At 72.8% G+C, this 12,670-nt stretch carries 8 protein-coding genes; 3 read left to right on the top strand and 5 right to left on the bottom strand.

The window, feature by feature from the left end; translation table 11 throughout:
* Positions 1 to 134: 134 nt before the first annotated feature.
* From O7598_RS10025 to O7598_RS10045, 5 genes are read right to left on the bottom strand one after another with little or no spacing between them, the layout of a single operon-like run.
* Positions 135 to 2,912: a sugar-binding domain-containing protein gene (locus O7598_RS10025; RefSeq protein ID WP_269691036.1), complete on the bottom strand. Its 2,778-nt coding sequence runs from the start codon at positions 2,910 to 2,912 to the stop codon at positions 135 to 137.
* Positions 2,909 to 5,020: an MGH1-like glycoside hydrolase domain-containing protein gene (locus O7598_RS10030; protein WP_269691037.1), complete on the bottom strand. Its 2,112-nt coding sequence runs from the start codon at positions 5,018 to 5,020 to the stop codon at positions 2,909 to 2,911. The genes O7598_RS10025 and O7598_RS10030 overlap by 4 nt, the downstream gene beginning before the upstream one ends.
* Positions 5,021 to 5,022: 2 nt before the next feature.
* Positions 5,023 to 5,871: a carbohydrate ABC transporter permease gene (locus O7598_RS10035; RefSeq protein ID WP_091066510.1), complete on the bottom strand. Its 849-nt coding sequence runs from the start codon at positions 5,869 to 5,871 to the stop codon at positions 5,023 to 5,025.
* Between the two features lie 27 nt (positions 5,872 to 5,898).
* A complete protein-coding gene (locus tag O7598_RS10040) occupies positions 5,899 to 6,846 on the bottom strand; it encodes a carbohydrate ABC transporter permease (RefSeq protein ID WP_269691038.1) in 948 nt (315 codons plus the stop codon).
* Positions 6,843 to 8,276, bottom strand: coding sequence for an ABC transporter substrate-binding protein (locus O7598_RS10045; protein ID WP_269691039.1), 1,434 nt, complete (start codon positions 8,274 to 8,276; stop codon positions 6,843 to 6,845). The genes O7598_RS10040 and O7598_RS10045 overlap by 4 nt, the downstream gene beginning before the upstream one ends.
* Positions 8,277 to 8,674: 398 nt before the next feature.
* On the opposite strand from O7598_RS10045, the gene O7598_RS10050 reads away from it, so the two are divergent.
* The 3 genes from O7598_RS10050 (at position 8,675) to O7598_RS10060 (ending at position 12,657) form a co-directional block, all read left to right on the top strand.
* Positions 8,675 to 9,721: a LacI family DNA-binding transcriptional regulator gene (locus tag O7598_RS10050; protein WP_269691040.1), complete on the top strand. Its 1,047-nt coding sequence runs from the start codon at positions 8,675 to 8,677 to the stop codon at positions 9,719 to 9,721.
* A gap of 76 nt (positions 9,722 to 9,797) precedes the next feature.
* Positions 9,798 to 11,669: a glycoside hydrolase family 127 protein gene (locus O7598_RS10055; RefSeq protein ID WP_269691041.1), complete on the top strand. Its 1,872-nt coding sequence runs from the start codon at positions 9,798 to 9,800 to the stop codon at positions 11,667 to 11,669.
* A 52-nt stretch (positions 11,670 to 11,721) separates the two neighbouring features.
* Positions 11,722 to 12,657, top strand: coding sequence for a PfkB family carbohydrate kinase (locus O7598_RS10060; RefSeq protein WP_269691042.1), 936 nt, complete (start codon positions 11,722 to 11,724; stop codon positions 12,655 to 12,657).
* Positions 12,658 to 12,670 lie beyond the last annotated feature (13 nt).

Genomic DNA, 12,670 nt, shown 5'->3' on the forward strand with positions numbered 1-12,670 from the left:
TCCGTTGAGGACGGTGAGCAGGAACGTCACGCGGCCGCGGCGCCGGTGCCGGTGGTGGCCGCGGCCCGCGCCGGCCGGACTGTCGTGACCGACCGGTCGGCTCCGACCGGAGGGCGCCAGCGACGGCCCGAGCATCAGTGCCCCCACCCGCCCTCGGGGGCCGGGTGGACCGCCGGCCCCGCGGGGCCCGGGACCGTCCGGTCCCCGACGGCCGAGTCGGGCGGGGCCGCCGGGCCGGTGAGCGCGCCGACCCACTGGCCGAGCAGGTACGCCGCGCCGGTGTTGCGCCGCAGCCCCAGCGGCTGGTCGCCGGCCGAGCCGTCGAAGCGCAGCGTGGTGACGATCAGCCGACCGGCGCCGTACGGCAACTCCACGGCGTAGTCGTGCACCGCGCTGGTGCGGGCGTCCACCCGGCGCAGCAGCGGCCGGGCGCCGGGGTGCCGGTCGGCGTCGGCCAGCGCGAGGTCCGGAGCCGTCCCCGCGAACTGGAGATCGGTCCACCCGTCGTGCGGGAAGTCGCCCCACGCCTCGTGCGGCTCGATGACCTTCACCGCCTCCCGCCAGAACGGCATGGCGGCCACCGGCAGCGGCGGGTCGGCGGTGGCGGCGTCGACGAGCAGGACGGCGCCGCCGCCGGCCGCGACGTGCCGGCGGGCCGCGGCGGTCAAGGCCGTGGCCAGCAGCACGGCACCCGGGGTGTCCAGCGGCACCACCCGTGGTGCCACCTTCGCCAGATCGGCCAGGCGTCCGGCCGGATCGATCACGGCCACCGGCGCGACGCCGGCCCAACCGTCGTCGGGCAGGAACCAGAACGGCCACGTGTTGCTGGTGGTCTCGCCCGCACAGTCCACGTCCACCCGCAGCACGGCCCGGCGCGGCCGGTCCACCGCCGGTGCCACGAACTCCGCGACGCCCAGTCCGCTCACGGTGCCGCGTGGCGCGTCGGCGTCGAGCCGGCCGGTGGCGAACGGGTCCGCGTCAGGGAATCCGACGCGCCACCGCGCCCGTGCCGGCCCGCCGGTGCGGCCGTGGTGGGCCAGCACCACGTGTGCGCGGACCCGCGCCCCGGCCGGATGGCACCAGGTGTCGAACGGTGCCGGCCGGTCACCGCCGGCGACCCAGGCGCGCCGACGGTCCCAGTCCAGGGCCAGCACCAGGTCACCGTTGAACTGTGCGAACTCCTCCGGGTCCACCTTCAGCCGGCCCAGGTCGTCCCAGACGCCGGCGGTGCTGATCGGGGTGTCCCGCTCGCCGGTGACCACGTATCCGCTGGTGTCGGTCCGGGTCCGGACCGCCTCCAGGGTCACCTTGCGGTGCAGCACGGCCTGCCGGGCGGAGATCCGTTCCAGCTCGGCGCCGGCGTCCCAGAGGCCGTTGCGGCGCAGCGTCTCCTCCTGCGCCGGCACGTCGTACTGCCAGCGCGCGCCCTGCGGGTTCACCGCCGGGTCGGCGCTCACCCACCACGGACGGCCCGCGTCCGGGGCCGTGTCGAGGCGGCGCAGGTCACGGAAGGTGTCCAGGTCGCAGAACTCGCCGAACAACCAGGGCCGGGGCTGCCGCCAGCGCGGCGCGAAATGCTCAAGAGTGGCCCGGAAGTACGCCGGCTCACAGTAGAAGTGGTGATCGTCGAAGTCCGCGTACTCGTCGAGCAGCCCGCCGTACGCCTCGCCCGAGCCGCTGTTGTCCCGCACCAGTACCCCCGGGGCGAGTCGCTTGACCAGGTCGTACAGCGGTCCCAGCACGTCGGCTCCGACCGCGGCGGACAGCTCGCAGCCGAGCGTGACCAGGATGACCGACGGGTGGTTCGCGGCGGCCCGGACCAGCCGTTCCGCCTCGGTGAACAGCTGCCCCCGGAAGTGCGCGGTGGGATGCGGCAGCCACATGGGCAGCTCGACCCAGAGCAGCATGCCCAGCTCGTCAGCCAGCTCGAAGTAGTACTCGGGCGGGAACCACAGGCAGAGCTTGACGCCGTTGAACCCCAACCGCCGCAGCTCGACCAGGTCGGCGCGGACCCGCTCGGGCCCCGGGTCGGGATGCAACCGGTCGGGATACCAGCCCCAGGACAGAATCATCCGGGGGTACAGGGGCTCGCCGTTCAGCCGCAGCAACGCCCCGTCGGCGGTCAGCCGGCGCAGTCCGGTCAGCACGGTGCGCTCGTCACCGTCGCAGGTCCGCAGGGTCACCGCGTACCGTGCCGGGTCGTGCGGGGACCAGGCCCGGGGATCCGGCACGGTCAGCTCGAACGCCACCTCGGCGTCCCCGGTTCGCTGCTGGCGTTGGACGAGCCGGCCGTCCGGATCGTGGACCTCGACGGTCACGTCGCCGGGGCCGAGCAGGGTGGCGGCCACCGAGAGCCGCCCGGCCTCGGCGCCCGGCCCGACGTCGCCGGACACGGCCACGTCCCGCACCGCGCAGTCGCCGCTGACCAGCAGCTCGACCGGCTGCCACACGCCGCCGTGGGAGTGTCCCCAGACGTACGGCAGGAAGCCGGCCAGCGTCTCCCGGGCCGGATACCGGCCCGGGACCGGGGCCGAGTCCGGACCGCCGGTGAGGCTTGCCGGTTTCTCGACCCGGACCAGCAGCTCGGCGGGCCGGCCCGGCTCGACCAGCCCGGTCACGTCCACCTCGAACGCGTCCCACATCCCGACGTGCCGGCCGGCCTCCCGGCCGTCCACCAGCACCTCGCAGGCGTAGCTGACCCCGCCGAACCGCAACCGCAGCCGTCGACCGGCGGCGTCGGCCGGCGGTCGCAGGGTGGCGCGGTACTCCACCGGCCCGGACCGGTCCATCGGGATGCCGGCCTGCTCCCACGACCCGGGGACCGGCACCACCCGCCACTCGCCCGCGCCGGCCGCGTCGGTACCCGGGTCCGCGTCGGCCAGGCGGCACTCCCACGGTCCGACGACGCTCATGAGGCCAGCTCCCAGCCGTGCTCCTCGGCCCAGCCCAGGGCGGCGGTCCGGCCGTCGACCGTCACGTCGACCCCGTCGGCGCGCGGTTGCAGGGTGAGCTCGACCGGCCGGCCCCGGTGGGCCAGCCGGACCCGGTAGGTGCGTCCCGGCACCCGCAGGTCGGCCGGCAGGTTGGGTCGGACCAGCAGCCGGTCGCCGACGGACCGGGCGCCGACCAGCACCCCCAGCAACAGATGTACGCCGAAGGCGCCCCAGCCGTAGCCCTCGCCGCCGCACCGGCCCGACAGCGGCCAGTACTCGCAGGCGATCCCCGGCAGGGTCCGTTCGTCGTCGGCCTCGCGGGCGTCCCAGAACCGGTAGGCCCGGTCCACCACCGCCCCCGCCACGGCCGCGGCCACCTCGTGCTCGCCGGCACCGGAGGCCGCGTCCACCACGGTCCACACGAACATCGGCCAGACCAGGTCGTCCGGGTCGACCGCGCGGATCGCCTCGCGCAGCGCGTCGGTCTGTTCCGCGCCCGCCAGGCCCAGGGCCAGCGGTGACCAGAGCATCACGTCCTCGACCTCGGTGGGCTCGCCGGTCCGGCCGTCCGTGTCGGCGTACCGGGCGCCGGTGAACAGCCGCGCGGTCCGCTCGCCGTAGTCCCGCGCCAGCGTCACCCAGCCCGGCACGTCGCGGTCCCGGCCGAGGATCCGGGCGAAGTCCGCCATCACACCGGCCGCGTGCGTCACCGCGGCGTGCAGGTCGACCGGCCGGATGTGGTACGTCGGGTGGCCGCCACCGAGCGGCTGCGCGCCGAACCGTGGCGACAGGTCCTGGCCGGACTCCCAACTGCACGCGTGCCCCAACCAGCCGTCGGGGTCGCGCCGGTGCTCCAGCCACCAGTCCAGGTAGCCGGCCAGGCGTGGATAGATCCGCTCCAGCCAGTCGTGGTCGGGGTGGGCGTCCCACAGGCGCCGCAGCACCAGCCACGGCCAGCCCCACTGGGGACCGGTGCCGCAGGCGCTGCCGTCGGCCGAGACCATGTTGTGGCTGCCGTCCTCGCGCGAGCACGGCACGTGGGGTTCGGACGCGTCGGCGAAGGTGCCCAGCAGCAGCCGCTGGGCCAGCGCCGGGTCGGCGTACCCGAGCAGCAGCGCGTCGATGGCGGCCTCGCCGAGCACGACCCGCGGGGCCTGGATCTGCATGGCGTCCCACGCCATGGTGTACACGCCGACCGGCGGCTTGACCATCATCCGCAGCGTCTCCAGGTCGTACACCAGGCCGCGCCGCCAGTGCGCCGGCCAGTCCCCGGACAGCAGCGGCGCGCCGGACCAGAAGGCGCGGTCGGCGAGGGTGAGGGCGGCGCGGGCCGCGGGCCGCCGGTCGCGGGCCTCGGCGAGCCGGGACCGGGCCTCGTTCTCGGTGCGGCCGCGAGCCAGCAGCACGGTCAGGTCGTGCTCCCCGGCGCCCAGTTGCACCACGGCGGCCAGGTCGACCCGCTCGCCCTGCTCGCCCAGCGCGGTGACCGGGCCGGCTCCGTGGGCCTCGGGCAGGCCGTCCCGGGTCCAGCCGTCGGCCGTCCCGGCGTCGGTGGTCACCGCGGCGACGGCGTCGGGCTCGGACACCCACAGCACGAACGCCTCACCGTCCTCGAAGCCCTGCAGCAGGACGGTGTCGCCGGTGCACCGCCCCACCAGGCCGGACTCTCCCCAGCTTCGGTCGGCGCCGATCTGGCGGGTGTAGTCGGCCCGCACGCTGAGCCGGTCGGCGACCCGGGCGCGTACCCGGGCCGCGAGCACGTCGGGACCGACCAGGTGGAACTCCGCCTCGATCGGCCCGGCCGGCGGCTCGGCCCGGAACGCCACCAGGTTCTTCGAGTGGTACGGCGCGCCGAGCCCGTCGAGGTCGGCGCCGTGCAGCGCGCCGTCGGCGGCGATCCGCAGCCCCGCGCGGTAGACCTCGCTCCGGCCGCCGTAGGCCCGGGCGTACGCCGGGAAGTGCCAGCGGAAGCCCAGGTCGTGCGAGCGGACCACGCCGTACGGGGTGAGTCGGCGGGTGTGCTCGGGCACGTCGAGGTAGCCGTGCGGGGTGTAGTCGTCGACCGGGAAGCCGGTGTCGTCGGTCATGCTCAGCCCTTCACGCCGGACAGCGAGATGCCGGCCACGAAGTACCGCTGGGCGCAGATGTAGACCAGCACCACCGGCAGCAGCGAGACGACCGAGGCGGCCATCATCAGTGGCCAGTTGGGCTGCTGGTAGGCCGAGGAGGTGACGTTGAAGTACGCGAGGCCGAGCTCCACGGTGCGCATGTTCTCGTCGCGGGCGATGAGCAACGGCCACAGCAGGTCGTTCCAGGTGCCCATGAAGGCGAACACCGCCACCGTGGCCAGCGCGGGCTTGACCAGAGGCAGGAAGATCCGGAAGAACACCGTCCACTCGCTGGCCCCGTCGATGCGCGCGGCGTCCTGGTAGTCGCGGGGGATGGTGAGGAACGCCTGCCGGAGCAGGAAGATGGCGAAGGCGCTGGAGATGCCCGGGACGATCAGGCCCTGGTACGTGTTGACCCAGTTGAACCGGAACACGATGAGGAACAGCGGGATCATCGTGACCTGGAACGGGATCATCATGGTGGCCAGGAACAGCACGAACACCGACTTCGAGCCGGCGAAGCTCAGCCGGGCGAAGCCGTACGCGGCGCTCGCGCAGAAGGCCACCTGACCCAGCACGGTGACGGCGGTGACCACCACGCTGTTGAGCAGGTACTTACCGAACGGGGCGAGGGTGAACAGGTTGACGTAGTTGCCGAAGTCCCAGGTGGTGGGGAAGATGTCCGGCGGGTAGGAGAACGTGGTGCCGGACGGCTTCAGCGACGTGGTCACCATCCACAGGAACGGCACCAGCATGAAGGCGCCCAGCAGTGCCAGGATCGCGTACGTGGGCGCGGTGCGCAGCGCACCGAGCAGGGCCTTTCGGGACATCGGGACTCTCTCCGTCGCGGGAAGGGGTCAGACGAGATTCGACTCGCCACGTCGGCGGATGAACCACAGTTGCAGCAGCGTCACCAGGAAGATCACCGCGAACAGCACCCAGGCCTGCGCCGAGGCGTAGCCCATCGAGAACTCCTGGAAGGCCCGCTGGTAGATGTGGTAGACGGCCACGTCGGTGGCGCCCAGTGGCCCGCCCTCGGTGATGACGTACATGGGGGTGAACACCTGGAAACCGCCGATGACGCCGGTGATGACCAGGAAGATCGTGGTGGGCGCCAGCAGCGGCAGGGTGACGTGCCAGAACTGCCGCCATTTTCCGGCCCCGTCGATGGACGCCGCTTCCATCAGCTCCGGGGGCACGGCCTGCAGCCCGGCCAGCCAGATCACCATGCTGAACCCGGCGGTCTTCCAGGTGTTGATCAGCACGATGGCGAACATCGCGGCGTTCGGGTCGTCCAACCAGCTCTGCTTGGGCAGGTGCAGCAGCTCGAACATGTAGTTGACCAGCCCGGCGTCCGGCGAGAGCAGCGTGATCCAGATGACCGACACGGCCACCCAGGAGGTGATCACCGGCATGAAGAAGATGGCGCGGAACACGTTCATCCCGCGCAGCTTCTGGTTGACCAGCACGGCCAGGGCGAGGCTGACCGCCATGCCGATCGGCACCGAGAGGAGGGTGTAGTACGCCGTGTTCCACATGGCGTGCCAGAACGGGTCGTCGCCCAGTAGGGACCGGTAGTTGTCCAGGCCGACGAAGGGCGCGCTGAGGAAGCTCGGCGAACTCCACTCGTGGAACGACAGGTAGAGGCTGAAGATGATCGGCACCAGCGCGAACAGCGCCAGATGGGCGGTGGCCGGCAGGATGAACAGCCAGCCCACCCGCTCCGAGCGCCGGCGGCGCCGCGCCGGTCGGTCCCCGCGGGATGCGGGTACGTCCAGCGCGGCGCCGGCGGGTGAAACGCTCATCGCTTGGCCAGCTCGCGGTTGATCGCCGTGATGGTTTTGGCCACCTGGTCCCGCACGGGCGCCCCGCGCAGGATCTGCTCCATCATCCCGTCCAGCGCCTTCTCGATGGTCGGGTAGGCCCCGATCTTCGAGCCGTACGGGGGTCGACCGCTGGCGGTGGCGTCGACGAAGACCTTGTCGAGTTCGGCGAACTTCGCCTGGTCACTGCCGAGGCTGGCCTTTGCCGACTCGGAGTTCGCGGCGAGGGCGATCCCGGTGATGGCCTTGGTGTCCTGGTAGCCGCGGCTGGTGGCCGCCTCGATGAACTGCGCGGCGGCCTTGTACTTCGCCGCCGGCAGGTCGTGCCGGAGCACGAAGCTCGACTCGTACAGCGCGGTGGCCTCGGTGGCCCGCTTGGGCTGCGGCACCACGGCCACCTTGTCCGGCGAGTAGCCCTTGGCGCCGGTGAGCCCCACCAGCGACCAGTGGCCGCTGTCGAACATGGCGAACTTGCCCTGCACGAACAGCGCACTGGCGTCGGAGGCGTTGGTCAGCTTCTCCAGCGTCGACGGCGACGGCGCCACCTTGTGCTTGAGCACCAGGTCGGCGTACCACTGGATGGCGTCGATGGCGGCCGGGGCGTCCAGGAAGCCGTTGGCGGTCTTCTTGTCCGGCGAGATCACGTCGCCGCCGTTCTGCCAGATCCGGTAGACCCACTGGTAGGCGTACTGGCTGAGCCGGTAGCCCCACTGCACGACGTTGCCCTCGTCGAAGGCGGGGTCGAGCCGGTTGCGGCCCTTGTTGTCCAGGGTGAGTTTCTGCGCGGCCGCCAGCTGGTCGTCCCAGCTCCAACCGGCCTGGGGCACCGGTACGCCCGCCTTGGTGAACAGCGTGGGGTTGTAGTAGACGACCATCGGGGTGAAGTCGTTGGGCAGGCCGTAGATCCCGCCGTCCTCGCCCTTGTGGATCTCCAGCACCTGCGGGAAGAACCGGTCGGTGCTCAGGCTGGGCAGCTTCGCGGTGACCTTGCGCATGTCCAGCAGCAGCTTGCGCTGGATCAGCGGGGCCAGGCTGGATGCGTCCTGCGACCACAGGTCCGGGGCGCTGCCCGAGGCGAGGTCGACGATGATCTGGGTGTCGAAGTTGGGCGGCGCCTGGATCGGCTGGATCTTGATCTTCGGGTTCTGGGCCTGGAAATCGGCGAGGAACTTCTGGTACGCCTTGTCCAGCTCGGAGCCCTTCTCCTCGGGCGGCACCTGGAAGCCCACCACCTTGAGGGTCACCTCGCCGTCGGCGGCGGCCTCGTCGTCGGAGCCGCACGCGGCCAGCAGCGGGGCGGCGGTCACCGCGGCGGCGGCGCCGAAGCCCCACCGCAACAGCGTCCGGCGGTTCACCGAGGCGCCGCGGGCGGCCGCGGCGGGAAAGCCGGACGGCATCTGGTTCTCGTTCATCTCGCTCCTGCCGTGGGGGACGGGTGGGCCCGGCCGGGGGCGCCGGGAGACAGCACGGGTCACGGATGGGGGTCGACACCTCACCCGCCGGAAGCGTTCCGCCGGAAAACTTGGCAGGGACCGTAACCAGCCAGGTGAAACGTCGTCAACGGTCAGAGCAAGGGAAACCAGTTTCCCAACGTGAACCGACCGGTTTCTCACCGAGCGCCACCGGTCGATGACGATTGCCGGCGTTCGATTGCAAATTTCTTCCGGCAGGCCCTGGATTTCCCACGTCAATGCCCCTACTTTCGATAGCCATCTGCTGCCGAACCCGGCAAGCCGTGGGTCTCAGAAGGCCCCCGAAGTTTCCCAACCGATTGCGCAATCGGTTTTTCAACTCGCTCGAAGGGGTGGTAGTGGCCGCCACGATCCGCGACATCGCCCGCGTCGCCGGCGTCTCCGTCGCCACCGCCTCCAAGGGGCTCAACGGCAAGGGCCGGATGCGTCCCGAGACCCGCCAACGCATCCTCGACGTCGCCCGGCAGCTGGATTTCCGGCCCAACCGCAACGCCAGCTCCCTCACCACCGGCCGCACGTACACGGTCGGCCTGCTGACCCGGGACGGCTACGGCCGGTTCACCCCACCGCTGCTGGGTGGCGTCGAGGACGCCCTGTCGGTGGACACCGCGAGCCTGCTGCTCTGCGACGCCCGCCGCGACGCCGTGCGGGAACGGCACTACCTGGACGTGCTCGCGGCGCGCCGGGTGGACGGGCTGATCGTGACCGGCCGGGCCACCGACCCCGCACCGCCGCTGCCGCGCAGCCTTCCGTTCCCGGTGCTGTACGCGTACACGACGTCCAGCGACCCGGAGGACAGCAGCCTCACCGTGGACGACGAGCACGGCGGTTGGCTCGCCGGCCGGCAACTGCTGCGGCAGGGCTGCCGGCGCATCGTCCACATCACCGGACCGGCCTCCGTGCTGGCCGTGCGGGAACGCATCGCCGGCGTGCGCCGGGCGCTCGCCGAGGAGGGCCTCGAGCTGCCCGACCACCTCATCACCCACGGGGCCTTCACCGAACGCGCCGGCTTCGCCGCGGCGCAGCGGTTGCTGACCGACCGCGCCGTCGACGGCATCTTCTGCGGCAGCGACCAGATCGGCCGCGGGGTGGCCGACGCCCTCGGCACGCTCGGCATCCGCATCCCGCAGGACGTGGCGCTGGTCGGCTTCGACAACTGGACACTGCTGGCCGCCGCCACCCGCCCGCCCCTGTGCTCGGTGGACATGAACCTCTACCGCCTGGGCCGGCTGGCCGCCGAGAGCCTGCTGCGGGCCATCGACGGTCACCCCGAGCCCGGGGTACGTCGGCTGCCCTGTTCCCTGGCGGTCCGCGCCTCCTGCCCGGCCCCGGTCACCGACAGCACCGAATGGCAGGACGACAGCCCACTGGTGCCCGACGCCTGACCCGACCGGCACCCGTCAACCCTCGCCGCGCCCGGCCGCCGGGCCCGGCGCCGCATCGAGCCGCCCTGGAGCACGCATGGCAGACAAGCATCCCGGACCCGTCGTCGACACCTCGGCCAGCCGCCACGCCCGGCTGCGTCCGGTCTCCGCACCGGACGTCCGGATCACCGACGACTTCTGGGCACCCCGGCTGCGGCGCAACCGCGAGGTGACCATCCCCGCCCAACACGCTCAGTGCGAGACCACCGGCGCGCTGCGCAACTTCGCACGCGCGGCCGGCAGCGCGGACGGCGACTTCAGCGGCCGGTACTACTCCGACTCGGACGTCTACAAGTGGATCGAAGCCGCCTCCTGGAGCATGGCCACGCACCCCTCCGAGGAACTCGCCGACCGGCTCGACTCGGTCATCGAACTGGTGGCGGGGGCCCAGGAGCCGGACGGCTACCTCAACACCTACTTCTCCGTCGACCGAGTGCACGAGCGCTGGACCGACCTGGTGGTGCGGCACGAGATGTACTGCGTCGGGCACCTGGTGGCGGCGGCCGTGGCACACGTGCGGGCCACCGGCCGGACCACCCTGCTGGACGTCGCACTGCGGGCCTGCGCCCACATCGCCGAACGGTTCACCCCCGGGCAGGTACCCGGTGCCTGCGGGCACCCCGGGTTGGAGATGGCGCTGGTCGAGCTGTACCGCACCACCGGCGACGAGCGCTGGCTGACGCTGGCCACGTGGCAGCTCGACTCGCGCGGCAGGGGAGTGCTGGACGGCAGCGAGTACCTCGTCGACCACCAGCCGGTGCGCCAGCAGGACCGGGTCACCGGGCACGCCGTACGCGCGCTGTACCTGTACTCCGGCATGGCCGACGTGGTCCTGGAGACCGGCGACCCCGAGCTGCGGGCCGCGTTGGAACGGCTCTGGGCCGACCTGTCCGGCGCCAAGACCGCGGTGACCGGCGGGGTGGGGGCACGCTGGGACGGTGAGGCGTTCGGCGACGCGTACGAACTGCCCGACCGGTCGTACAACGAGACCTGCGCCGCCATCGCGCACATCTTCCTGGCCTGGCGGCTGCTGCTGCTCACCGGCGAGCCGCAGTACCGCGACGCGGTGGAGACCGCGCTGCACAACGGCGTGCTGCCCGGGCTGTCGCTGTCGGGCACCGAGTTCTTCTACCAGAACCCGCTCGCGGACGCCGGCCGGCACCGGCGTGCGGAGTGGTTCAGCTGCGCCTGCTGCCCGCCGAACATCGCCCGGCTGCTGGCCTCGCTGCCCGGTTACCTCTACACCACCGACGACGACGGCATCCAGGTGCAGCTCTACATCGGCAACCAGGCCGAGCTGGGGCTGGCCGACGGCACTCCGGTACGCCTCGGCCTGGCGACCGAACTGCCGTGGCGCGGCGAGGTACGCCTCACCGTCGACCCGGCCGAGTCCCGGGAGTTCACAGTGACCCTGCCGGTACCCGGCTGGGCCGGAGCGGACGTGACGGTCCGGGTCAACGGCGAGCCCGTCGCGCTCGACACGGGCCGGCGGCGGATCGCGCTGCGCCGAACCTGGTCGGCCGGCGACACCGTCGAGGTGAGCCTCCCGACCGAGGTCCGGACCCTCGTCGGCCATCCCCGGGTGAGCGCCGTCCACCACCGGGCGGCGCTGGCCATGGGCCCGCTGGTCTACTGCCTCGAACAGGCCGACCATCACGGCACGGCCGTGGCCGACATCCGGCTCACCGGCGCCGAGCGGTGGACCGTGGCGCACGAACCGGAGCTGCTGGGCGGCGTCTGCACGCTGAGCGCCCAGGCCGGTGCCGCCCCGGTCGACGACGGGCCCCTGTACCGCCCGTACCGCGAGCCGGCCGCCCCGACCTCGGGCGTGAACGTCACGGCGGTCCCGTACTTCGCGTGGGCCAACCGGACGCCCGGCGAAATGCGGGTCTTCGTGCCACTCGCCTAGGCGGCACCTGCCGCCGTTGCCGTAGACGCCGCACCCCCGAGGGAGCCCACCCATGCCTGACGTCGTCGTGTTCGGCAGCCTCAACACCGACCTGGTGCTGGACGTGCCGGTGCTGCCCGCCGCCGGGCAGACCGTCCTCGGCGGACGGCTGCGCGTGCACAGCGGCGGGAAGGGCGCCAACCAGGCGGTCGCCGCGGCCGACGCCGCGGGACCCACCGGGCCGGGCGTGCGAATGGTCGGCCGAGTCGGAGACGACGGGTACGGCCGCCGGATGCGGGCGGACCTGACGGCAGCCGGCGTGGACACCGGCGACGTGACTGTCGACACCGACGAGCCCAGCGGCACCGCACTGATCCTGGTCGACGCCGCGGGGGAGAATCTCATCGCCGTGGCGGCCGGCGCCAACGGTGCCGTCGACGTCGACGACGCACGCCGCGCAGCCGTCGGCCTCGGTCCCGGCGACGTGGCGGTCTGCCAGCTCGAAGTGCCGCAGCCGGCGGTCCGGGCACTGGTCGTCGCGGCCCGCGCCGCCGGTGCGCGATCGGTGTGCAACGCCGCTCCCGCCGCGGCACTGGCTCCCGACCTGCTGGCCGCGCTCGACGTACTCGTGGTCAACGAGAGCGAGGCCCACGCCGTGTTCGGCGCCGAGATCCGGACGCCGGAGGCCGCCGGCACCGCCGCCGGGCGGGCCGGCTGCGCCGTGGTGGTCACTCTCGGCGCGGCGGGCGCGGTGTTCGCCGGGCCGCACGGACGGCCCGGACGCTGTCCCGCCCCCGCGGTGCCGGTCGTCGACACGGTGGGGGCAGGCGACGCGTTCGTCGGCGCGCTGGCGGTGGCCCTGGCCGGCGGGGCCGACCTGGCGACCGCGGTCGGCGCCGGCGTGGCCGCCGGCTCCCGCGCGGTCACCCGGTCGGGCGCCCGCCCGCACGCGGTCGACCGGGGACGGGAGCCCGTCGATGCCGACATCACCGAGGGAGTGAGCAAGTGACAGTGGACGAATC

Source organism: Micromonospora sp. WMMC241 (genome assembly GCF_027460165.1).
Lineage (GTDB): Bacteria > Actinomycetota > Actinomycetes > Mycobacteriales > Micromonosporaceae > Micromonospora > Micromonospora humi.